The sequence below is a fragment of the [Scytonema hofmanni] UTEX 2349 genome (assembly GCF_000582685.1).
Taxonomy (GTDB): Bacteria; Cyanobacteriota; Cyanobacteriia; order Cyanobacteriales; family Nostocaceae; genus Hassallia; species Hassallia hofmanni.
This window is the reverse complement of record NZ_KK073768.1, coordinates 5,244,305-5,268,051: the sequence shown is the minus strand read 5'-3', so window position 1 is coordinate 5,268,051 and position 23,747 is coordinate 5,244,305. Positions and strand designations below refer to the sequence as shown.

Sequence of the window (23,747 nt, the reverse complement as noted above, 5' to 3'; positions counted from 1 at the left end):
GTCTTGAAATAATAGATAGTGTCAGTACAAATACAATTGGACGTACATTAAAAAAAACTAGTTAAAACCTTGGCTAAGAGAGCAATGGTGCATCCCACAAATTAGTTCAGAATTTGTAGCTCGGATGGAGGATGTACTTGACGAATTGCTTTCCCATAAGCGAGCATCTCTTCAAAAGCTGGCTCATCTTTAAAAGAGCCGGTAATTTGTTGCAACCAATTGGTTGTTTGGGGAGTCGATACTTGTTTTTGCAACTGGACGATCGCAGATTCTACTGCTGCAAGCCGTTCTTCTAAAGAGGTGTTGGTTGCCATTTTAAGTTTCTTCTTTAATCGACAGTCCAATTATACAGAAAATTTCTAGATCATCTGGATGTCTAAGGACTCAGCGATCGCGTTAAGTTTTGAGCGGTTGTGTTCGGAATGCGATACTCCGCAGGAGTGGTCTTCTCTCCGAGACGCTACGCGAACGACCATCGCGTTTTGGGTTTGTGGAGTTGTGCGATCGCGAAAATGCCCAGCATTTCCAGTTTTACTGAGAAGATTGTGCTTGTGTAGCTTGCCTTACCTCATCCACAGTTAAACCTAAAGCTTGGGCTATCTGTTGCACAGTTAACCCAGCAGCTAGCATTGGTGGTACAGCAAGTAACTTTCCTTCTTCTATACCTTCCTGTTTTCCTTTCTGTTCACCTTCTGCAAAAGCTTGCTGATATACTCGTGTTTGCTTCAAATCGCTTAATCCAAACATCTCCTGTATCTCCTGGATATCCATGCTGGGAAATTTATAAACTAAAATTGTCTCGATTATTTGTAATAATTGTTGCTGTCTTTTTACTGAATTAATTTCCTGACTGGTTCTGGTAATTAACTCCTTGGCTTTCTGTATTGCCCCTCATTAATGTTAGGATCTCCAACAAAACGAGGTAGAAAACAGATGAAAGCGATCGAAGTTACTGGCAAAATTGACCAAGAGGGAAATCTGATTCTAGATGAACCAATTCAGGGAAACACTTATCCTCATCAGGTTCGGGTAATTGTGTTGGTTCCAGAACAGGGAGAAGCACAAGAGATTGACCCTGATGATACACCCATTGAGGAGATTAAAGCCAGCTTGAGAAGAGCCTTACATCAGGCAAAAACAGGTCAGCGCTTGCCACTATCTCAAATGTGGGAGGGAATTGATGCCGAATGAACAGCCATCGGTATTAATCGATTTAACTCCTGAATATAAACAAAACTTGCGCGACCTCTCAAAGAGATTTCGCAATATTCGGTCTGATGTTGAACCAATTATCGAGCAATTACAACAAGGAAATATTCTAGGAGATAGAATTGGGGGTATTGGCGAGGAATATATTGTCTACAAGGTGAGGGTTCGTAACACTAACATCCCAAAAGGTAAGAGTGCTGGATACCGATTGGTTTATCAGCTTGAGTCACCTATAAGTATTTTACTACTAACAATTTATTCTAAGTCTGACCGAGAAGATATCGGTATAAATGAAATCCGAGATATCGTGGCTAATTTTTCTGGAGAGGAAGATTAAAATCGCCATATGCGATGGTCGTTCGCGTAGCGTCTCGGAGAGAAGACCACTCCTGGGGAGTATCGCTCTCACGATACAATAATTGGCGGTAACATTTCTAAAACCACAATCTGCAAATCTGCAAACTGTAAAGGCGAAATTCTTCCATCTTCACCCAAAATCACTTTGCTTTGATAGCCTTCTTCATTGGGTTCTCGAAATACGTATAATTGACGAGCAATGACATCTAGCACCCAATAATCTGCGATTCCCGCTTGTGCGTAGGCTTTACCTTTAGTTTCACAGTCGAATTTTAAACTGCTATCGGCTACCTCAATTATTAAATAAACTTCGCTGGGGGTAGGATGATGATCTGCATAGTCGAGTGGGTCGATTTGCACAACTGCAACATCTGGTTCGGGTTCTGAGCGTTCATTTAACTTTATTGGATCTTGAATCGATACCCATGCTCGATTTCCTAATCTGTTTTTCAGTAAGTAATCTGTCCTTCCCACCGCTGACCGATGCGCTGTCCCTTTTGCACTCATCCAAATAATCTTCCCTTCTAACAGTTCCACTCGCTCATCTTCATCTAAAATCCCAGTCTCAGCCATGCGGTGATAGTCTGCAACTGTCCACAAGCGAAGATTTAAGCTGGTATCTGTATTCTGCATGGCTTGTGTATTAAATGTGAAGATTTCGGTCGGCTTGTACAAGGTTATTTAATATCGTAGCATTTCTGTGCTATTGACATAATTTATATTTTGTGATTTAATTTTGCACTCCATTCTGCCATTTCCGCAAAACCTAAAGAGGTTGGAGTACTTCACTACTAAGTTTTTATAGCTATTTTGGCTCAATGCCGTTATTCCACCAATCTTTCTGGGAAAACTAGTCTTATAACTCCTTGTTAGATTCCTAGATTGTTATGGCAATTACTCTCTTTTCTGGAGATGCGACGCAAACAGATAGCTGCGTTGAAGCAACTGTTCAAATTTCGGGCTATCACATCACCGAAGAGATTTACTCTAGGGGTCGAACCTTGGTCTTGACCAATTTGCCGTTGTCATTAAACAATCTACTTGCTCTAAATGAGGTGTTTGATGTCCACAGTTAGCCTTAAAAAGATTTTTAACAAAAAAGAGCTACCGTCTGTGCTTCAGGATTTAGTACAACAGTTCAACATTGCTATTGATGTTGAACTGGTAGACGGTACAAAACTTATGAGTATTGGGGAGCAAACTGGGGAAAACCGATATCCAATCGAGGTGTCTGGAGAAATCATCGGTTGGGTTGTTGGAGAGCAACAGGCAATTTCAGTGGCAACTTTGCTCTCATTTGTGGCAAAACAGGAAGCTGAGAAGAAGGTACTGGCTAAAGAATTGCTGGAGCGGTATCAGGAAATTGATTTATTTGAGGATATCTCAACTCAACTGACAACGAGTTTGGATACGCGACAGATTGCCCAACTCGTGCTTCAGGAATTGAGTCAATTAATTGAATCGTCTGCGGGGATGATTTTGCTTCTCAATCCAGATACAACTAAATTTGAAATCATTGCCGAATTTGGAGTGTTTTTTCACGATAGTCAGCCGAAACCGGGCAAGGGAATTATTGGCAACATTGTACAATCCAACCGGGCAGAACTTATTAATAATGTGCAAGCCGATCCTCGATTAGAGGAGCAAAAAAACGTTAATGCAATGATTTGTGTACCCTTGCGAGCAAAGGAGCGGGTACTCGGAGCGATCGCCATTGGGACACCCAAAACCGACTCGTACAAAGCTGAACATCTGAAACTTGTGAGTATCTTTGCCTCTCAGAGTGCGATCGCCATTGAAAAAGCTTTACTTTACGAGCAAAGCACTAAAGCAGCCACCGAGGCAAAAGCCCAGACAGAGAAGCTAGAGCTTGCTCTCCATGAGTTGCAACTAGCACAAACTCAGTTAATCCAAAGCGAGAAAATGTCAAGTTTAGGGCAACTCATTGCGGGAGTTGCCCACGAAATCAACAATCCAGTTAACTTTATTTGCGGCAATTTCAGATATGTTGCCGAGTATGCCAAAGACTTGTTGCACCTGTTAGAACAGTATCAGAAATTTTTACCTATTGCTCCTCCAGAACTGGAATCAGAGTTAGACAATATCGATCTGGAATTTATTATGGAGGATCTCCCCAAACTGCTGGATTCGATGAAGGTGGGCACCGATCGCATTCTAGAAATTGTGAAATCCTTGAAAAACTTCTCCCGTCATGACGAAGCCGAAATGAAAGCCGTCAACATCCACGATGGCATCGACGGGACGCTGATGATTCTTCACCATCGTCTGAAAGCAGCTACTCACCCTCCAGGAATTGAAATCGTTAAAGACTATGCAAAACTTCCTTTAATTGAGTGTTACCCCGGACAGTTGAATCAGGTGTTTATGAACATCCTGGCAAATGCCATTGATGCTTTAGAGGAGTCAATGGTCAATAGTCAACAATCAATGGTCAATAATCCTGAACTATTGAATATAGATTATGGAACGCCACTTCAGTCAACGGGGGCAACCCCCGCAAATGATTGGCTCCTTTTGACTAAACCCCAAATTACCATTCGTACCGAAGTCCTCGATAAGCAGTGGGTGGTGATTCGGATTGCCGATAACGGATCGGGGATGAAGGAGGACGTCATCCGACGCATTTACGATCCCTTCTTCACCACGAAAGAGATTGGTAAGGGAACCGGATTGGGTATGGCAATCAGTTACCAAATTATTGTCAACAGACACCAGGGATTTCTCAAGTGTCGTTCTAGACCAGGTGAAGGGACAGAATTCTGGATTCAGATTCCAGTCAATTGTTCAGTAGGGGACGCTGTTGAAAATCACAATTTGGCGATCGCTGACCCGAAGATTTCCACAACCGAATCATCCCCCAGTCCCGATGCAGAAGGCTTCATTGCCTCAAGAATTCCAATGCTAAAACCAATTGATCTACTAATCCGCCATAATCTACTGCTTCTGCGACTTTCAGACCAAAGTCCAAATCTTGCTGCTGCATCACCAGAGCAAATTCATCACATGTTCCAACGCTACCCAATTTTGTCAAAGCTTTACGCCACTTTGTTGTCTTGGTTCAGTTGTCCTAACCGCTTGTAAAACCTACAGAATACATCGCTTGGGAACCCTTAACTTTTGTAAAAATCTAGAAAATCTGCCAACTGTTTAAAACCCTACCCAAATAAGCCACTAAAAAAACCTCAACCATGTTTAAGCAATTTGATGAATATAACAGCCAGCTATTTGAAAAATGTCCTCTTGGGCTAGCACTATGCCGAACAGATGGGACATTAATTAACATCAACCCCGCCTATGCTGCCATTTTAGGGCGTACTGTTCCAGAAACTCTGAATCTGTGCGATCGCCAGATTACTCCTGGAAACTATACTGCTGCTGACCAAGCTACCCTAGAGAATCTAGAAAAAACTGGTCGTTACGGTCCCTATGAGAAAGAGTTAATCCACAAAGACGGGCATCTGGTTTCGGTCAGGATCTCTGGACTGATGATTGAGAAAGATGGAGAGCAACTGATCTGGGCTAGTGTGGAGGACATCAGCGACCTTCGATACGTTCAGCAGGAACGCCAACATACTGAACAAATCCTGAAAGAGAGTGAAGCCCGATACCGCTCTCTGGTGACAGCTAATACACAAATTGTCTGGGTAAGCACACCAGAGGGAATTTGCTTTGAACTGGCAAGCTGGATAGCCTATACAGGTCAAAGTCTAGCTGAAGCGGAAAATGGGGGCTGGATTGATGCCGTACATCCGGACGATCGCGCCTACACCGGAGAAGTCTGGAGTGCTGCCGTGGCAAACCGGAGTATGTATCAAATTGAATACCGAATTCGTGGCAAGGATGGCAACTATCGCTACTTTTGGGTCTGGGGTGCCCCCGTCCTAGAAGAAGACGGCAGCGTCCGGGAGTGGATTGGCACCTGCACCGATATTCACGAACGCAAGCTGGCAGAAGCCGAAAATCAGCGTCTTAAAGAACGATATCGCTCATTAGTAACTGCTACTTCACAGATCGTCTGGGGAGCTACCCCAGAAGGACTGGCAATAAGCAGTGAAATGCTCACCTGGATAGCCTATACGGGGCAGAGCGAAGCTGAAGTTGAGGGTTGGGGCTGGATTGATCAAGTTCACATCGATGACCGTGCCGGCTCCGCAAAAGTTTGGAATGCTGCTGTGGCGAACCGAGGTATCTACGAAACCGAATATCGGTTGCGTGGCAAGGATGGCAACTATCGCTACTTCTCTGTCTGTGGTGCCCCCGTCCTGGAAGAAGACGGCAGCATTCGGGAATGGATTGGCACCTGTACTGATATTCACGATCGCAAGCAGGCAGAAGCTGAAAATCAACGTTTATTGGATATGTTAAATCATTCCAGCGATGCCATCATCGTCCGCGACATGAGCGACAAAATCTGTCACTGGAATCAGGGTGCCGAAAGGCTCTACGGTTGGACGCGTGAGGAAGTGAAAGACCAATACATTCACGCATTTATCAAAAAAACCTTTCCAAAACCAAAGCAAGAAATTATAGCAGAGTTATTAGAGCAAGGCAATTGGGAAGGAGAAGTGCAACACCTCACCCATGATGGCAGACTAATTACCGTCCAGAGCCGATGGACGTTGCAACGGGACATCTCTGGTCAGCCCTGCGCGGTGCTGGAAATCAATACCGACATCACTGCTCGCAAACAAGCAGAAATCAGTCTGCGGCAACTGAATCAAGAACTTGAAGCCAGAGTTGTCGAGCGGACAGCTGCCCTGCAAAATACCCTAGCAGAAGCCCAAGGATTAAATGCCATTTTAGATAACTTAGCAGATGGTTTGTTAGTGGCAGATACCACAGGACAAATCACCCATTTCAATCCTGCCTTTTTAGCCATGTACGAATTGACAGCTACCACCCTCAACGGTCACTACCAAGAACTGCCGATATCTGGTTTAGTAGACCTGGTTGCACAAACTCAGTCCCATCCCACAGAGGTCTTCTCTGCCGAAGTTGCACTGACAAAGGAACGTATTGGTCAGGCTGTGGCGACCGCCATTTTCAAAAAGACGGCAGATCAAGAACCCCCTGCCTGCTTCGGCTCTGCGCTGCTGATTCGGGATATTACGATTGAGAAACAGATCGATCAGATGAAGACTGATTTCATCTCCACGGTTTCCCACGAGTTGCGGACACCACTGACTTCTGTTCTCGGTTTTGCGTCGATCATTAAAGAAAAGCTGGAAACCGATGTGTTCCCAATACTCCCTACCGAAGACCGCAAACTTCAGAAAACCATCAAGCGGGTGGGTGACAATCTCAACATTATTGTATCGGAAGCAGAACGGCTCACATCTTTGATTAACGATGTCCTGGATATCGCCAAAATGGAAGCAGGTAAAGTCGAATGGCAAATGCAGCCCATTGATCCGAGCGAATTACTGTATTGGGCAACTAATTCCACCGCAGGGTTGTTTGAAACCAATGGTTTGCAGTTGGTCAGCGAGATTGAATCTGGGCTACCTCAAATAGTAGGCGATCGCAACCGTCTGCTACAAGTTTTAATTAACCTGATTTCCAATGCCGTTAAGTTTACCGAATCTGGTTGTGTCACCTGCCGCGTTAAACAAGAAAACGACGGTGTTTGCATCAGCGTCATCGACACAGGCATTGGTATTGCACTTGAAGACCAGCCGAAAGTGTTCGAGAAATTCCGCCAAGTTGGGGACACCCTCACCGACAAACCTAAAGGCACAGGGTTAGGACTGCCTATCTGTAAACAAATCGTCGATCATCACGGTGGTAGAATCTGGGTGGAGAGTGAACCGGGCAACGGTAGCACATTCTCGTTCATCATTCCCACTTACGCGAGCGATCGCATTAAACCTGCTAACCTGAATCTAGATACGCTAGTCAAACAACTCAAAGAACACGTCATCACCACAAACACGGTGCAGAACCAAAAGCGCAAAACCATTTTGGTTGTAGATGATGACGCTAACATTCGAGAACTGCTCCGTCAACAACTGGAAAACGAAGGTTACAATGTTCGGGAAGCAAAAGACGGGGTGGATGCGATTCATCAAATCAAATCAGCCCGCCCCGATCTGATTCTCTTGGACGTGATGATGCCCCAAATCAACGGCTTCGACGTGGCAGCTGTCCTCAAAAACGATCCCCAAACAGCAGAGATTCCGATCATTATTCTATCAATTATTGAAAACAAGGAACGGGGCTACCACATTGGCATTGATCGCTATCTTACCAAGCCCATTAATACAGAGAAACTCCTCCATGAAATTGGCTCACTGCTTTCCCAAGGTACTTCGAGTAAAAAGGTATTAGTTGTGGATAAAAATGCCTCAACCTTAAAAACTATATCGGATGTACTGCAAACTCAGGGATACAGTGTGATTGAAGCCTCCAATCCCCAAGAATGCATCCATAAAGCCCTATCAACTAAACCAGATATGATCATCATCGATTCTATCTTCTCTCAAGAAGCTGACCTGGTGAAAGCCCTACGGTTTGAAAAGCAGTTGGAGAATGTATTCTTCATCATGCTATCTGAACAGTAATCGCTGCTACTGGAAAATACCCAATTCTCAATCCTTATGACATATGAAAATTCTGATTGTTGACGATGAACCCAATATCGTGATTTTGATGGAACAAGCCCTAGAAGCATTAGAAGATGAGGGTGTTGAACTCCTAACTGCTAGAAATGGAGAAGAAGCTCTCGAAACTATTAAAACTGAAAAACCAAACCTGGTATTTCTTGATGTGATGATGCCTAAAATGAGTGGTCTGCAAGTCTGCCAAATCGTTAAATATGACCTGAAAATGACTGACATCTATATCGTGATGTTGACAGCCAAGGGACAGGAATTTGATAAACAAAAAGGAATTGATGTTGGTGCTGACCTATATCTGACTAAACCATTTCGTCCGAAGGAAGTACTTGAAAAATCAAGGGAGGTGTTGTTTCTTAAATAGCAGATAATATTCGGTGAAAGTGCGATTTAGGACATTCAAGTGAAGAAAATCTTATTTTTAGCAGCAAATCCTAAAGGTAGTGCGCGTTTGCGTCTTGATGAAGAATTGCGAGAAATCGAAACTGGGTTACAACTTGCTTTAAATCGCGATCGCTTTATTTTAGAATCGAAAGGTGCAGTGCGTCCTATAGACGTTAGACGAGCGATATTAAGTTTTGTACCTCAGATTGTACATTTCTCTGGACATGGTGTAGAGAATGAAGGATTAGTATTTGAAGATGATGCTGGACGAGAGAAATTTGTAGATGTTGAAGGATTGGCACAACTATTTAGGGTATTTGCTAATCAAGTAGAGTGTGTAGTGCTTAATGCTTGCTATTCTAAAGTTCAAGCTCTTGCGATCGCTCAACATATTAACTATGTCATTGGCATGAATCGACAAATAGGCGATCGGGCAGCGATTGAATTTTCTGTGGCTTTTTATGATGCTTTAGCAGCAGGAAAATCCGTTGAGTTTGCCTACAACTATGGCTGTGCGGCAATTCGGTTAGCAGGTATTCCAGAGGAACTAACCCCAATTCTGATAAAGAAGCCTAATTTGACTGAGGTAGCTACTCAGTCCGATACACCTAAAGAACAGCCTTCAGTGACGAAAGAAATTGATCCTCCTGCAACTCAACAAATGCAGCCTACCAGCAATACGTTTAATAATATATCTGGCTGCACTATCACTAACTTCACCAGTTCAGGAGACATTAACTACAACGAATCTCCTAAATAAACTAATAAGATTGTGCATAAGGAGGTTTTTGGTTTGGTTCTTGAGATTTTTCCGTAGAAGAATTTTGGCTAGAGACAAACTCCTTGATAAACTGTAAAAATTCTTTATTTCCTTGGTTCCCTTTATTTCTCATGTCTTCTACAATACTCGAAATTCTAATACCTTTTTGTCCAACTGTTTTAAACTTTTTAATGCCATTTTCTTGAAATTCTTCGGCTATGGTTGCATGATGTAATGCTACCAATTGCCATTGCTGATTTAATACTGGGCTACCTGATGAACTAAAGTCAGCATCAGCTTCATATTCTATGAAGTCTTTGAATATTTTTTTACTCCAATTATTGGAAAGAATAATTTCTTTTCTTCTTCCTTTGGGGTGCTGAATAATGTTAACTGGTTCTCCAAATTTAGCTCTGTTTTTGAGAGTTTCTATATTTAACTCAATACCAGCATCGTCTAATTTTTGCTGAAGTAGTTCATCTGTTATATCATCAGTAATTGGTGGGGCAATTCGCATCGGATCGTCAGACATTGGAATCCAATTGAAGATATCTCCTGCCTGTCCTAAATTTGCATCACTATTTGTCGGAGTATTGTTTAATTTTGCGAGAACATAATCTAAGGTTTTATCAAAACAAACAATTCTTTCTAACTGATAAGAAATAGGTTCTATTTTACGTCCCAGAAAATCTTGCTCATAACTAAATTGAGCAATATATTCACTTACAGACTCTTGAACTAGAGTTGCTTCTTGGTTTTCTAACGTTTTTTCGGGAAAAACATGATAGTTCGTCAATAAATAGTTTCTGCCCACTAAAAAACCTGTAGCAGTAGGTACACATTCCATGTTTACTAATTCTTGAGGTGTAAAATCCTCTAGGCTCTTTTGAAACTTTTGGACAAAAGTAGGTCTTTCTTCTTCGTCAACAGCAAGTATTTCAGCTAAATCCTCTGGTGAGAAACTTCTATTTATACTTTCTTGAGATGTTTTTATGATTTTCAGAAATTTTTCAGCACTATCCTCGTTGGCAAACTTCCGCACTAATCGACACACCGCAGCACCTTGTTTAATACCTATTTGCAAAAAAGGAAATGGTAAAAAATCAGGTTCACCAAAAACTGCACTGATAGCTGGATTTTTTTTAGGAGCGAGACGTCGAACAATCATTTCTGCTCTTTCATCAGGAGAAGCTTCCTCAAAAGGTACGGGAGGTACGGGTTCACCTAAATTGTCTACGAGAAATATAAGAAGTCCTAAACCTGGTACGGGAACAGGTACACCAGTATTGGGCAATATTACATAAGTTGTCATTTTTAATTTAAGTCTCAATAAAAACATTGTAATATTTTTAACTGAGTCTCCCAGAAAGTCAAGTAAAGAAAAATGAAAAAAAATATTCGTGGTCAGCGTTTTTATCAAGAATTGTTACCAACTACTTTACAAAATGTAATTGCTGGTCAAACAACAATTCTCAAAATCATCATGATTGCTGTTAGCATTATGCTCGGCATTGTTTCAGCTGGTGTTGCAGGATTTCTTGGCTCTGTAATTTGTTTAGAAGTCATCGCATCTTCCGATCCACAGTCTCGTTTCTCATATTTTTGCATGACTTTAGTTATAGTAGCTTGGATGATCGCTACCCTCAAGCTAGGTATAATAAAAGGTTTATTTGTAGCCGTGATTAGCACTTTAATAGCAGTAATTGTTGCTGTTATTATAAGTGTCAAGCTGGGTTTAAATGATTTTCCTGGCAAAGTTTTTTTGGTTATAACTATTTTTACAAGCTTGGCTATTTTTAGTTTCTTTGTTAATAGATTTTCTATCTATTTAAATAACGCTTTATTAAATAAAAATCTCCGATTTCTGAATAATATTTTTGCTTATATATTTGTTAGTACAGCAATATTTATTAGCTATAATTTTCTGTTTTCAACTGAAAACTCACAATACATAGAGAAATTTTATCAATCTAGGTTACTAATAATTAATTTGCCGTTTTCTCAAATTAAGTATATCGGTGTTTTGTGTGGAGGTATAGCTGGTTTGAGTATGACAATTGCGAGTTTAAGAGCAATAGATTTAGACAAAAACCGCAACAATTCAGATTTTTTAAAATTGTGGGCGATCGCAGCCGCTTCTTGGGGTGGTACTTCATTTTACAATTTAGACTTAAGTAATGTTGATTTTACTAATTCTGAGTTGCAAAATACTGATTTTAGAGCAATAAAATTATATCGTACTTGTTTAAAGCATGTAAAAGGATTAGATAGAGCTAGACTTGATAATCAATACTTAGATTTGAGTAATCCCCAAGTACAAAAACTGCTAATTAATGGATCTAGTGAAGATACAGACTTTAACAGAATAAATTTACAAGGAGCATATTTGCGAAATGCAGATATGAGGCATTATAAGTTTATAGAAACTAATTTAAACGGAGCAGATTTACAAGATGCAGATTTGCGCGGAAGTATTTTAGTTCGCGCTCAGGTTACAGGAGTTGATTTTACAGGGGCTAAATTAACCGGAATTTGTATTGAAGATTGGAGTGCTAACAGTAAAACTTGTTTTGCTAGAGTTGAATGTGATTATATCTACCGTAAATTAGATGAAAAAGGAGAGGGAACAGAACGTTATCCCGTAGATCGCAACTTTGAAAAAGGAGAGTTTGAAGCTTTATTCCAAGAAGTAGAAGAAGTCGTTGAATTAGTCTTTAAAGAAGGTATTAATTGGCGTGCTTTGAGCTTCACTTTTCGCCAACTTCAATTAGAGGATGATGGTTTAGGATTGGAAATTAAGGGAGTTGAAAAACGCGGCGATCTTTGGGTTGTCAAAGTAACTCACAAAGAAGGAATTCCTCGGCAAGAGGTTGAACAACGTGTCATTCCAATTTATAATCTTCTCGAAAAGCAGATTACAATAATGGGACAGGCATTAGACAAAGCTTTAATGATTGGCGCAAATCAATCAGAAGCCTTAAAAGAATTAAGTAAAAAACCTTTTGGAAATATTTTTTCTATTACTGGTAGTACGATTACCAATTTGGCTGGTTCTGGAGAAATTAATTATGATGAAGCGGCTAGCAATATTCGCAATATTGTTGCTAATAGTAGCGATTTAACTCAAGCAAATTCTGCAATTCAAAGCCTTTTGCAAAAATTGAAGAATCAGAGTATCGCTATTTCTGCGGATGAACAAGCTGAACTAATTCGGCAAGTTATTTTGAGTGAGGCTAAAAAAGATCCATTTTTCAAACAGTTTTTTATGCAACAAGGGCAGCAAATAGCAGATGCTATGCCAGAAAGTGCGATCGCAACAGCTATCCGAGAAGCATACTCCCAACTCACTTAACCTCTTGGACTTTGGAGAAATCTGTAATCAGACGTAGAACGGATGACATTACGTCTATATAAGGATAGGGGCTAAAGACCGATAAATTTGGTAACTTGATATAGCGTAGGAAAAAACCTACCCTTTTTACCATTTTACTTGGGAGTCGTCGAATATGAATTATCAGAAATTAGATGCCCCGCTGTCTATGGCACTTAAAGACGTTGAAAACACAGAAGAACCCAGCTTGCAGGTTTTCATCCATACTAAGCCAGTTTCAAATGCCGAAACTACCGTTTTAGAAAATTTAGGTGTCAGTGGAATTACTACTGGCAAAGATGTATTCACGGCAACACTGTCTCCAAGTGCTATTTCCCAATTGTCCGATCAGCCTTGGGTAGAACATGTGAAATTGTCGCAAACATTGCATCTGGCTAATCAGGGCTACGGTATGAAACGTGTGAGGCTTTTATAATTGAATAGCACAAATTGACACAGGCGATCGCTTTTGGCGGGATAATCTGTCCCATTGGTTACTAGCAACATCCCGTAAAGTTAACTAAGAACAATATACGATCCCCCCTTACCAGCTGTCTCAGACAGTCCTAAACTGGATGTGAGAGTTGAAAGGCAGTTGGGAGAAATTTTGTGAAAAAAGTATTAGCAATCATTCTCGGTGGTGGTGCGGGTACTCGTCTTTATCCGCTTACCAAATTACGCGCTAAACCGGCGGTTCCGGTAGCAGGAAAGTATCGCTTAATAGATATTCCTGTCAGTAACTGCATAAATTCAGAAATTTTTAAAATTTATGTTCTGACTCAATTCAACTCAGCCTCTTTAAACCGCCATATTGCCCGTACTTATAACTTCACTGGTTTTAATGAAGGATTTGTAGAAGTGCTAGCTGCACAACAAACACCGGAAAATCCCAATTGGTTCCAAGGTACTGCTGATGCTGTGCGTCAGTATATTTGGCTGTTGCAAGAATGGGATGCAGAGGAATTTCTCATCCTCTCCGGGGATCACCTTTACCGGATGGATTATCGCCTTTTTGTGCAGCGTCATCGAGAAACTGGAGCCGATATTACTCTATCAGTTATCCCGATGGACGATCGCCGTGCCTCGGATTTTGGCTTGATGAAAATCGATCAGTCTGGTAGAGTAATCGATTTTAGCGAAAAACCCAAAGGCGATGACTTATATCAGATGCGGGTTGATACAAGTCTACTCGGTTTAACACCACAACAGGCTCAACAGCAACCATACATTGCCTCGATGGGGATTTATGTCTTTAAAAAAGATGTTTTGATCAAGTTGCTGAAAGAATCTTTAGAAAAAACTGACTTTGGTAAAGAAATTATTCCGGATGCAGCTAAAGATCACAACGTTCAAGCTTATTTATTTGATGGCTACTGGGAAGACATTGGAACAATTGAATCATTTTATGATGCTAATTTGGCGCTGACTCAGCAACCTCTACCACCTTTTAGCTTCTATGATGAAAAATCTCCAATTTATACCCGCGCTCGTTACTTACCTCCGAGTAAACTATTAGATTGCAAGATTTCCCAATCAATGATCGGGGAAGGTTGTATTCTGAAAAGTTGCCGAATCGATCATTCGGTTTTGGGAGTGCGATCGCGTATTGAATCTGGTTCAGTAATTGAAGATACTTTAATTATGGGAGCCGATTACTATCAAGCATTCGCCGAAAGACACTCAAATTGTGAAAATGGTGAAGTTCCCTTGGGTATCGGTGCTAACACCACAATTCGCCGTGCCATCATTGACAAAAACGCCAGCATAGGGTCTGATGTGCAAATCATCAACAAAGATAACGTGCAAGAAGCCGAACGCGAAAGTCAAGGCTTTTACATCCGCAGCGGAATCGTTGTTGTCCTGAAAAATGCCGTGATTCCTGATGGAACGATAATTTAAAAGTTAGGGGCATTGGGCAGCAGGAAGGGGAAAGGGGGAAAGGGGAAAGGGGAAAGGGGAAAAATTTTTCTTCCTTTACCCTTTGCCCTTTAACCTTTTCCCCTCATGAAATTCCCCTTGTTTGGGTATTGCGACTTCACCAATAAAAAAGGTGTGGAAATTGCCCCCATACAGCCAAGAACAACCCTACTTGATTTTTGGTAATGTTTGTTAATTTAAAATCATGGTTTGTTTGCTTGGCATTATACCTGGCAAACAACTTATCTCATATCTTACATAAAAACTTAACGGGAATTTCTACAGGAGGCTAATAGATGGCTGCAACCGATTTTAAAGACTATTATGCAATTTTGGGAGTTAATAAAACTGCCACTCCAGAAGAAATTAAACAAGCTTTTCGTAAACTAGCTCGTAAGTATCACCCTGATGTCAATCCTAACAACAAACAGGCAGAAGCAAGCTTCAAAGAAGTTAATGAGGCTTACGAAGTTTTGTCAGACACAGACAAACGTAAAAAATATGACCAATTCGGTCAATACTGGAATAAGGTAGGTCAAGGCTTTCCCTCTGGTGCTGCTGGTGTGGATATGGGCAATTTTGACTTCGGTCAATACGGCAGCTTTGATGAGTTTATTAATGAGTTGTTAGGACGCTTTGGTGGCAATACAGGCAGTCGTACTAGACAACAAAGCTATTCTTACAGCACTTCCACAAATGGACAAACTGGTTTTGGCGATTTTGGCTTTCAAGATGCGAGTGCAGGTGCTACGGCACAAGATAGCGAAGCTGCGATCGCTTTAACTTTTGGCGAAGCTTTCCACGGTGTCCAAAAACGCTTCAGTTTAGGTAATGAAACAATTGATGTCCGCATTCCCGCCGGCGCTAAATCCGGTACACGTCTGCGTTTGCGCGGCAAAGGTCAAGTTAATCCTTTCAATCAACAACGAGGCGATTTATACTTGCGCGTAGAACTTCAGCCGCACTCGTTCTATCAATTTGAAGGGGATAATTTGGTGTGTGAAATCCCAATTACGCCAGATGAAGCCACCTTAGGAGCGTCAATTGATGTCCCCACACCTGATGGCATGGTTAATGTCAAGCTGCCGGCTGGAGTGCGTTCTGGTCAATCTTTGCGATTACGCGGTAAAGGTTGGCACTTACCCAAGGGTGGACGTTCTGATCAGTTGGTGAAAGTGGCGATCTCTCCCCCAAAAGACCTCAGCCAACAAGAGCGCGAATATTATGAAAAACTCCGCGCTATCCGTACTTACAATCCTCGCAGTCATTTGCAGGAAGTTAAGCTCTGAAAAAGAGGGGGAAAGGGGAAAGGGGAAGAAAATATTATTTTTTATACCTTTTCCCTTTCCCCTATTAATATCATGTCCGTCTAATTAACAGTAATAAAAACGTCGCAACCGTCGTAGAGACGTTCTGCCATAACGTCTTTACCCTGGATTTTATTGTGCCATTCGAGCCTGGAAGATAGACCTGAAGGCTTGAATCATTTCTGGGGTTGCTTTGGTAGTTTGCCACGTCGGACGCTTGATCAAGCGATCGCACCAAGCACTCAATTTAGGATAATCACTCAAGGACACGCGAAGCGATACCAATAGGGGTATTATGGTACCAGCCACCGTTTCGGCAAGAGTTATATTTTCACTGCCAAAGTAAGGGCGATCGTCAAGTAAATTTTCAAACAACTTGAATACTATTGACGCTTTCTGCTTTCCTTGCTCGATTTTTTCTGGATCTCCAGGCAAGCCTAACATCACTGGAAACAGTGGAGTTGTCGCAGGCAACAATTCATTAACAGTTACTAGTTCCACCATTCTGACAATTGCTAAATCTTTTGCATCTTTAGGCAACATTGCAGGGGTGGGATATTTTGCTTCTAAATAATCTAAAATTGCTAAGGATTCTATTATATTAAAGCCGTCGTCCACTAACACTGGAATGTGGTGAAAGGGGTTAAGCGCTAAAAACTCTGGTTTCAACTGTTCACCATCGAGCTTCAATTCTACCAGTTCAAACTCAACTTTTTTCTCAAGTAGCGTAATCCAGACACGACGCGAATTTGGTGAAATCGGTGCGTGATATAGCTTGATCATCAGAAATCCTCCGGTTTATAAGGAGACTATGGACAAGCTTAATTATAAGGTGTAGAGCTACCGGAAAAAATCTAAGGTAGTAAGCACTTCAGTGCTTGAAAATCTTGTAGATATAAGAATCGCGAAGAGCAATTACTACGATTAATTAAACTGCTCCAATAATCGGAAAATATCTCACGTAGTAAGCACTTCAGTGCTGAAAAGTTTTGTAGTAAGAAAAATCGCGAAGAGCGATTACTACGATTAATTAAACTGCTCTAATAATGTTTCAATGCTGGCGTTATGATCCAGAAATGAAAATAAATGTCTATAACCCAGTCTGCCATCTTTATCTAACACAAACTGCGCTGGTAAAGGTGCGCCTAATGCTTGCCCAGTTTGATATGTACGAAAGACGCGACAGGCAGGATCGCTAAGTAGAGGCATTTTTAATTTTAAATCTCTAACAACTATTTGACTTTGCCGTTCGTCGGTACTGCTAATCAGCAAAACTTCTATACCGCGATTTTTAAATTGCTCGTAGTTCTCATTTAATGCTTTGATGTGAGGAAAGCAAAAGGGACAATATTGCTTTTCGGTGAAGATGCGTGTAAAGGCAAGTAATACTGGTTGATTACCTTTGTAATTCGATAACTTTACTAATGTGCCGTTGGTAATATCTGGTAGTTGAAAATCTGGTGTTGCTACTCCCAAAAACAGTTTATTTGTCGCCGGGATTGGCAGAAAATTGCCAAAGAAGCGCTCGTTTAATAAACCCCTAAAATCATTTGAAGTCAACATGATGTTATCTCCTTAAATAATCAAAAATATAATTTAAATGTTATGCCAATTATCTGTGATGCTGCACTCATACAAAAATGGTATCATATCATGTCCGGTTTATTACTTGTAATGTAAAGACGTTCCGCCGGAACGTCTCTACGACGGTTGCAATGTTTTTATTACTGTTAATTAAACGGACATGGTATTATTTACTACGATTAGCTAATCACTAACCATTACTTCAAAATAAAACCACAGATAAACACCGAACTTAACACCAATTAATTTATCTTGCGTGTTTATAAAAGTGTTCATCTGTGGTATGTATTGTGTCTGTAACTAAAGACGCTGGGGATGGAGTTTTCCTTTCTTGGCGATTAGATAGCGGCGAAGTACACTTTGGACTTCTCTGGGTCGGGAACCATTGTTTGGTCTCCGGGTTGCCAACCAGCAGGGCAAACTTCGTCGGGGTTAGACTGGACGTGTCTAAGTGCTTGTAATGTCCGCAGAGTTTCATCGACGCTGCGACCAAAAGCTAGGTTATTGATGGTAACGTGCTGAATGATACCATCTTTATCGATGATGAACAGACCGCGCAAGGCAATACCTGCTGCTGGATCAAGAACGTTGTAAGCAGCGCTAATTTCTTTCTTGATGTCAGATACTAGAGGATAGTTGAGATCGCCGACTCCACCAGACTTCCGATCGCTCTGAATCCAAGCTAGATGGGAAAACTCGCTATCAACAGAAACACCAAGAATTTCCGTCTCTAGTTTCTTGAATTCTTCGTAGCGATCGCTAAATGCTGTGATTTCTGTGGGGCAAACAAAGGTAAAGTCTAGAGGGTAGAAAAACAGGACTACATATTTGCCGCGATATTCGGACAGTTTAATTGTCTCAAATTCCTGGTCTACCACAGCGGTTGCTGTAAAGTCGGGAGCTTGTTGACCTACCCGAAGGCATCCTTCTGCTGAATAAGTGAGGGGCATTAACTTAATTCTCCTGGAACTTATGTTTATCTATCAGCTTACTAATTCGGGGAGCACTAAAACTCACCTTTAACAGTTGTCACAGTTTTAATTACGATCTGTTACGACTATATCATAGTCGTAACGATTTTGAGTAGGTCATGAACGATTTAGATACAAGAGAATGGTTGCTGACTAATGGCATGGGAAGTTTTGCCAGTGGTACAGTTTCTGATATCCGCACGCGCACTTATCACGGCTGGCTGATTGCCGCTACGAGTCCACCTTCCGAACGCACCCTACTACTTTCGCACCTAGAAGCTAGTCTGGAACTACCGGGACGGGTAGTGGCACTAGGGACAAATTTTTGGGGTAGCGGTCAAGTTGAGCCAACAGGATACAAATTGCAACGCTCTTTTGATATTAACCCAGTGCCAAAATGGATTTGGGGTGAGGATGACTGGCAGTTAAGCAGACAATTGATCATGCCTTATGGTAGGGAATGGGGAGAGGGGGAGACAAGGAGAGGGGGAGACAAGGAGAGGGGGAGACAAGAAGAAATTAGGGATATTTCTGTTGTCCCCTTGTCTCCGTGTCCCCCCCTCCCCGTGTCCTCTTTCAATCATCGCATTTTGATTCAGTACCGCTATGAGGGTAAAGATGCGGCGATTTTAAGGCTGCGAATGTTGATAGGCGATCGCAATTTTCATCATCAACAAAAAGCAACTAAAGAATTATACTTCTCGCAAATGCTAGGACAACAGCAAGTGTGTCTCCAAGCGATAAATTCCGGCAATTTTGGCACACCTTGGCATTTGCGCTGGGAAAAAGGAAATTATCAATCAGACACAGTTTGGTATTGGAATTATCAATTGTTAGAAGAAACCCAGCGGGGATTAGGCGATCGCGAAGACCTTTTCAGTCCTGGTTATTTAACAGTCGCTCTCAATCCAGGAGATGCAATAACTCTAGAAGCACAAGTAGGTTTTCCCAAACCCACATCAGATATCCTAACTTCAGAAACCTTTAATGAAGCACTGGAAGCAGAGCAGGAAAGGCTTTTCCAGATTTTTGCATGGAGAGGAGACAAGGAGACAAGGAGGCAAGGAGACAAGGAGACAAGGAGACAAGGAGACAAGGAGACAAGGAGACAAGGAGAATTTTTGAATAATACTCCCCTTGTCCCCCCCTCCCCTTGTCCCCCCCTCCCCTTGTCTCCCCCTCCCCTTGTCTCCCCCTCATTCTCAATCTGGCAGAAACTACTACGAGCAAGCGATCAATTTATCGTCTATAGAGCCTCGATTGCTGGACCGACTGTGATTGCTGGTTATCATTGGTTCAATGACTGGGGACGCGATACTTTGATTGCTTTACCGGGTTTAGCGTTGGTTCCCCAGCGCTTTGAACTGGCAAAAGGAGTTTTGAAAACTTTTGGACGTTATTGCCAGTACGGTTTGCTCCCCAATGCATTTCCTGATGTTGGTCAGGAACCGTTTTATAACAGTATCGATGCAGCGCTATGGTGGATTGAAACTTTAGGACTTTACTTAGAAGCTACCCAAGATTGGGAATTTTTAGCAGAACAATATCCTGTGGTACAGCAAATCCACAAAGCGTTTATTGGTGGTACGCGGTACAACATCCAGGTTGATTCTATCGATGGGCTGGTTAGTTGGGATACTCGTAATGAGGCTCTCACCTGGATGGATGTGGTAATTGGGGGACAACCTGTGACTCCCCGTCGCGGCAAGCCAGTGGAAATCAATGCGCTGTGGTATTCTGCTCTATGTTGGGCTTCTCGGTGGGCAGAAATTTTGAGCGAACAAGAACCACCAGCGGAATCAACGCGCTTAGTTAAGCAAGGGCAACGTTATATTGAGCAAGCTAAACAGGTGCAATTTTCTCTGCAAAAGTTTTGGAATCCCCAGCTAGGCTATTTGTACGACACAATTGAGCCAGACGATCGCCGAAATTCTCAAATTCGTCCAAATGCAGTTTTAGCGCTTTCGTTGCGTCATTGTGGCTTTTCTGAACAGCAGGGACGTCAGATACTTGATAAAGCAACTTCTTGCTTGCTTACTCCCTATGGACTTCGCAGTCTTGATAGAAGCGATCGCGAATATATAGGGAGATATTTAGGCAATCCCGAACAACGCGATCGCGCTTACCATCAAGGCACAGTTTGGACTTGGCTAATTGGTCCATTTATCCGCGCTTGGGAACGTTTTTACCCAGAAGAACCTCTCCCCTTTGATTGGCAACCGTTATTAGATCACTTCCTTAATGATGCTTGTATTGGCTCAATTTCGGAAATTTTTGATGGTGACGAACCTCATTATCCCAGAGGTGCGATCGCTCAAGCTTGGTCAGTTGCAGAAGTAGTTCGCCATTATCGCAGCTAAATCAACCTAATCCCCAGTCCTGAGTCCGTCGTTCAAACAATATTGTAGAGACGTTTCGCTGGAACGTCTCTAAATTGTAAAAAAGCGAACTTTTAACCCATCCATAACTTAACTGTCATAGACAATCCAGCAATCAATCCGGTAATCTAATTTACTAATTGAAATGGCGTGTGCATGGGCTAATTGTCCAAAAAGCGCTCACGACTCAAATAATAATTAAGGATATAGATGATGACAAAGTTTGGCTACTCAGTGCTTCAACGCATTAGTACTGGACGTTTGCTGCGTAAAATGTCTTTACTGGCTCTGACTGTGCCGTTCCTGGTAAGTTCCACAATCAGTTTGACGAGTGCCAGCGAAAATAAGTACGATCGCAAGAACGATTCATACGCCATTGGACTTTGGGGCGATGTCCCCTACTCAGATATACAAGCGACCACGGGGGTTCCAAACCTCATCGCTGATATGAACGCGCAAAAACTCGCCTTCACAGTCCACAACGGCGACCTGAAAGCGGGCAACTCTACACCAGGTTCGGTCACGCCGACCACCTGCGACAATGCCCTTTACACCCAGTCGCTGGGCTACTTCAACGCCCTGAAGGCACCAGCAGCCTTCACTCCTGGTGACAACGATTGGACTGATTGCGATCGCCCCTCAAACGGTGGATTCAACTCACGGAACCGCCTCGACTACGAGCGTCAGCTATTTTTTAGCACAAAATATTCCCTTGGGCAGCGTCGGCTAGTCCAGGAGGTGCAGAAAGCACCACTATGTCTTAGTGAAAACGGCACCGCTGTCGGCTGTGTTGAGAATCGCCGCTGGACGGTCGGTAAAGTTACTTATGTAACACTCAATATCCAGGGTTCGTGCAACAACCTATGCGACACTGCACCTGACCCAGAGGAATATACAGCACGAAACGCGGCTAATATTGCCTGGATGACAGAAACTTTTCAACAGGCAAAGGCACGCAATTCGGTGGCAGTCATGATTATCTCCCAAGGAAATCCGGGGTGGGATCTGAGTGACGGAACCAGAGCACCTTTGCGCGATGCCAGGACGCTCGCGCAAACCGATGGGCAGCCTGATGGCTTCCAGACCTTTTTATTAGCGTTACGCGAAGAGGTGGTTGCTTTCGCTAAACCAGTTGCCTACGTACACGGCGATTCACACTATTATCGCATTGACAAGCCATTTTTGGACGAGCAAGGCAGACGCCTGGAGAACTTCACTCGTGTTGAGACATTTGGCAACAATGCAGCGAATGGCAACAACGATGTGAATTGGGTCAAAGTGACCGTAAATCCCAGTAGCCGAGAAGTGTTTTTCTATCAGCCACAGATTGTCCCCGGCAATCGAGTAGCGGTTCCGGTTCCGGAACGCAGTTTCTAATTAATGTACCAGTTACGTCAGTCCTAAATTAGAAATATTGATTTAGTTCTAATATAAAGAGCGATCGCCTAATCCGACAAAAAAGGCGATCGCTCTTCTTTAACTATTCTTATTTGCCTGCTTCTGACTTACGATAGATCACAAAGACGCGATAAATCGCCGTCTTTACAATAATGAGTCCTTTGTAGAGACGGCGATTTATCGCGTCTCTTACCTTAACACCAAGAGCGATCGCACTTCCTCTACAAGATAAAATCGCTGACTATAGAATAAAGTGCGATCGCACTTCCCCGACAAGAGAAAACCGCTGACTATAACAAAAAGGGAGCGATCGCACTGACTCTAACTATAAAAGAGCGATTATGGAAAGTAGCGGTAAATATCTTTACGGTGGAGAACGCGAGTAAAGGTAATTGTTTCACCGTATAATGTAAAGCCAAGACGGTATTTTCCAACTCTAAACTGATTAGTCCGCGCAGGCGGACTTCGTTTTTATAGCCGCGACTTTAGTCGTCGGGTACTCACACTTCATGGCTGTTCGAGTTTCTCAAGCGCTTGCTTCATATTCAAAGGAGTTTCACCTTTAACTGCTTGCATCGCACGGATTAATCCCTCATCTTCAATAGCTTCTAACAACCGCTGATATTCCTCAAACTCTAAAACAACTTTGAGAACTTGACCTTTTTTGTCTGTAATTAATTCTTGAACAAAAGGGTATTCTTCAGCTTTCATCGGTGGTTGCCCAGAGTAATTGATTTACTTTTAACATAAAGAGCGATCGCACTGACCCGACAAGAGAAAACCGCTGACTATAGAATAAAGAGCGATCGCCCACTTTTGTACAGACGCGATTAATCGCGTCTCTACTTTCTCGCACACACATCAGACGCCTCAGGATGGCTGGCAAAATAACCCTCAAGCCAACTGCAACCCTGTGCTAACAAATCATCTAAATTCAGATTCCACAATTTGATGGTCTTGTCATTACTTGCAGAAGCGAGAGTTTTCCCATCCGGGCTGAAAGTAACGCTCCATACCACACTACTATGCCCATTGAGGGTAGTAATTTCTTCTTTCGTCTCCAGATTCCACAGTTTAATGGTGTTGTCATAACTTGCAGAAGCGAGAGTTTTCCCATCTGGGCTGAAAGTAACGCTCAATACCCCACTACTATGCCCGTTGAGGGTAGTAATTTCTTTTTTCGTCTCCAGATTCCACACTTTAATGGTGTTGTCATAACTTGCAGAAGCGAGAGTTTTCCCATCCGGGCTGAAAGTAACGCTCAATACCCAACTACTATGCCCATTGAGGGTAGTAATTTCTTTTTTCGTCTCCAGATTCCACAGTTTGATGGTGTTGTCACCACTTGCAGAAGCGAGAGTTTTCCCATCCGGGCTGAAAGTAACGCTCAATACCCCACTACTATGCCCATTGAGGGTAGTAATTTCTTTTTTCGTCTCCAGATTCCACAGTTTGATGGTGTTGTCACCACTTGCAG

22 protein-coding genes and 1 pseudogene are annotated in these 23,747 nt (G+C 42.3%); 13 read left to right on the top strand and 10 right to left on the bottom strand.

The genetic code is table 11. From position 1 onward, the window contains the following. Nucleotides 1–101: 101 nt before the first annotated feature. Together TOL9009_RS40845 and TOL9009_RS43970 are read right to left on the bottom strand one after the other, a co-directional pair. Nucleotides 102–314, bottom strand: a complete 213-nt coding sequence (locus TOL9009_RS40845) for a hypothetical protein (protein WP_038296675.1) — start codon at nt 312–314, stop codon at nt 102–104. A gap of 217 nt (nt 315–531) precedes the next feature. Then, nucleotides 532–888, bottom strand: a pseudogene (locus TOL9009_RS43970) (Rpn family recombination-promoting nuclease/putative transposase); the annotation flags it as partial. 45 nt (nt 889–933) lie between these two features. On the opposite strand from TOL9009_RS43970, the gene TOL9009_RS0129100 reads away from it, so the two are divergent. Next, a complete protein-coding gene (locus tag TOL9009_RS0129100) occupies nt 934–1,191 on the top strand; it encodes a type II toxin-antitoxin system RelN family antitoxin (protein WP_029636875.1) in 258 nt (85 codons plus the stop codon). Then, nucleotides 1,181–1,546 (top strand): addiction module antitoxin, encoded by a 366-nt coding sequence (locus tag TOL9009_RS0129095; RefSeq protein ID WP_029636873.1) that lies wholly within the window; start codon nt 1,181–1,183, stop codon nt 1,544–1,546. Before TOL9009_RS0129100 ends, TOL9009_RS0129095 begins: the two co-directional genes overlap by 11 nt. A gap of 68 nt (nt 1,547–1,614) precedes the next feature. Here TOL9009_RS0129095 and TOL9009_RS0129090 read toward each other — a convergent pair whose 3' ends face one another. Then, entirely contained in the window at nt 1,615–2,199 is a 585-nt protein-coding gene (locus TOL9009_RS0129090) for a Uma2 family endonuclease (RefSeq protein ID WP_029636872.1), read from the bottom strand. Between the two features lie 254 nt (nt 2,200–2,453). On the opposite strand from TOL9009_RS0129090, the gene TOL9009_RS46350 reads away from it, so the two are divergent. From TOL9009_RS46350 to TOL9009_RS40835, 5 genes are all read left to right on the top strand, one after another. After that, nucleotides 2,454–2,642: a hypothetical protein gene (locus TOL9009_RS46350; RefSeq protein WP_144238367.1), complete on the top strand. Its 189-nt coding sequence runs from the start codon at nt 2,454–2,456 to the stop codon at nt 2,640–2,642. Further along, nucleotides 2,629–4,668 (top strand): GAF domain-containing sensor histidine kinase, encoded by a 2,040-nt coding sequence (locus tag TOL9009_RS0129085; protein ID WP_029636870.1) that lies wholly within the window; start codon nt 2,629–2,631, stop codon nt 4,666–4,668. Before TOL9009_RS46350 ends, TOL9009_RS0129085 begins: the two co-directional genes overlap by 14 nt. Before the next feature lie 107 nt (nt 4,669–4,775). Then, entirely contained in the window at nt 4,776–8,147 is a 3,372-nt protein-coding gene (locus TOL9009_RS0129080) for a PAS domain S-box protein (protein WP_029636868.1), read from the top strand. Nucleotides 8,148–8,190: 43 nt separating this feature from the next. Then, nucleotides 8,191–8,565 carry a response regulator transcription factor gene (locus tag TOL9009_RS0129075; RefSeq protein WP_029636866.1) on the top strand — a complete coding sequence of 125 codons (375 nt, stop codon included), beginning with the start codon at nt 8,191–8,193 and terminating at the stop codon, nt 8,563–8,565. 39 nt (nt 8,566–8,604) lie between these two features. Beyond that, nucleotides 8,605–9,345, top strand: a complete 741-nt coding sequence (locus TOL9009_RS40835) for a CHAT domain-containing protein (protein WP_063628708.1) — start codon at nt 8,605–8,607, stop codon at nt 9,343–9,345. Between the two features lies 1 nt (nt 9,346). Here the strand turns inward: TOL9009_RS40835 and TOL9009_RS0129065 are convergent, their stop codons facing one another. Beyond that, nucleotides 9,347–10,657, bottom strand: coding sequence for a trypsin-like serine peptidase (locus TOL9009_RS0129065; protein WP_186227675.1), 1,311 nt, complete (start codon nt 10,655–10,657; stop codon nt 9,347–9,349). 72 nt (nt 10,658–10,729) lie between these two features. Here TOL9009_RS0129065 and TOL9009_RS0129060 point away from each other — a divergent pair, with 72 nt between their 5' ends. The 4 genes from TOL9009_RS0129060 to TOL9009_RS0129045 all read left to right on the top strand — a co-directional run bounded on the left by TOL9009_RS0129060 (nt 10,730) and on the right by TOL9009_RS0129045 (nt 15,921). Beyond that, the gene (locus tag TOL9009_RS0129060) at nt 10,730–12,697 is read left to right on the top strand and encodes a pentapeptide repeat-containing protein (protein ID WP_029636862.1); all 1,968 of its coding nucleotides are present in this window, start codon (nt 10,730–10,732) and stop codon (nt 12,695–12,697) included. Between the two features lie 154 nt (nt 12,698–12,851). Beyond that, nucleotides 12,852–13,151 (top strand): hypothetical protein, encoded by a 300-nt coding sequence (locus TOL9009_RS0129055; protein ID WP_029636859.1) that lies wholly within the window; start codon nt 12,852–12,854, stop codon nt 13,149–13,151. 173 nt (nt 13,152–13,324) lie between these two features. Next, nucleotides 13,325–14,614, top strand: a complete 1,290-nt coding sequence (locus tag TOL9009_RS0129050; RefSeq protein ID WP_029636857.1) for a glucose-1-phosphate adenylyltransferase — start codon at nt 13,325–13,327, stop codon at nt 14,612–14,614. Nucleotides 14,615–14,928: 314 nt separating this feature from the next. After that, complete coding sequence (locus TOL9009_RS0129045; RefSeq protein ID WP_029636855.1) at nt 14,929–15,921, top strand: DnaJ C-terminal domain-containing protein; 993 nt, start codon at nt 14,929–14,931, stop codon at nt 15,919–15,921. 150 nt (nt 15,922–16,071) lie between these two features. On the opposite strand, the gene TOL9009_RS0129040 is transcribed toward TOL9009_RS0129045, so the two are convergent. From TOL9009_RS0129040 to TOL9009_RS0129025, 3 genes are all read right to left on the bottom strand, one after another. Continuing rightward, nucleotides 16,072–16,722, bottom strand: a complete 651-nt coding sequence (locus TOL9009_RS0129040) for a glutathione S-transferase family protein (protein WP_029636854.1) — start codon at nt 16,720–16,722, stop codon at nt 16,072–16,074. A gap of 243 nt (nt 16,723–16,965) precedes the next feature. Beyond that, nucleotides 16,966–17,502 carry a peroxiredoxin family protein gene (locus tag TOL9009_RS0129035; RefSeq protein ID WP_029636852.1) on the bottom strand — a complete coding sequence of 179 codons (537 nt, stop codon included), beginning with the start codon at nt 17,500–17,502 and terminating at the stop codon, nt 16,966–16,968. A gap of 359 nt (nt 17,503–17,861) precedes the next feature. Next, entirely contained in the window at nt 17,862–18,473 is a 612-nt protein-coding gene (locus TOL9009_RS0129025; protein ID WP_029636850.1) for a peroxiredoxin, read from the bottom strand. Nucleotides 18,474–18,613: 140 nt separating this feature from the next. Between TOL9009_RS0129025 and TOL9009_RS0129020 the strand changes: the two genes are divergently transcribed. Beyond that, nucleotides 18,614–20,854, top strand: a complete 2,241-nt coding sequence (locus tag TOL9009_RS0129020) for an amylo-alpha-1,6-glucosidase (RefSeq protein WP_029636848.1) — start codon at nt 18,614–18,616, stop codon at nt 20,852–20,854. A gap of 228 nt (nt 20,855–21,082) precedes the next feature. Beyond that, nucleotides 21,083–22,249 carry a hypothetical protein gene (locus tag TOL9009_RS0129015; RefSeq protein ID WP_051503059.1) on the top strand — a complete coding sequence of 389 codons (1,167 nt, stop codon included), beginning with the start codon at nt 21,083–21,085 and terminating at the stop codon, nt 22,247–22,249. Between the two features lie 528 nt (nt 22,250–22,777). Here TOL9009_RS0129015 and TOL9009_RS0129010 read toward each other — a convergent pair. From TOL9009_RS0129010 to TOL9009_RS40830, 3 genes are all read right to left on the bottom strand, one after another. After that, nucleotides 22,778–22,981, bottom strand: a complete 204-nt coding sequence (locus tag TOL9009_RS0129010; protein ID WP_029636845.1) for a hypothetical protein — start codon at nt 22,979–22,981, stop codon at nt 22,778–22,780. Next, nucleotides 22,971–23,132: a hypothetical protein gene (locus TOL9009_RS47920; protein WP_186227674.1), complete on the bottom strand. Its 162-nt coding sequence runs from the start codon at nt 23,130–23,132 to the stop codon at nt 22,971–22,973. Before TOL9009_RS47920 ends, TOL9009_RS0129010 begins: the two co-directional genes overlap by 11 nt. Beyond that, a partial coding sequence (locus tag TOL9009_RS40830) for a WD40 repeat domain-containing protein (RefSeq protein WP_144238408.1) occupies nt 23,113–23,747 on the bottom strand: 635 nt, incomplete at its 5' end. The genes TOL9009_RS47920 and TOL9009_RS40830, both read right to left, overlap by 20 nt.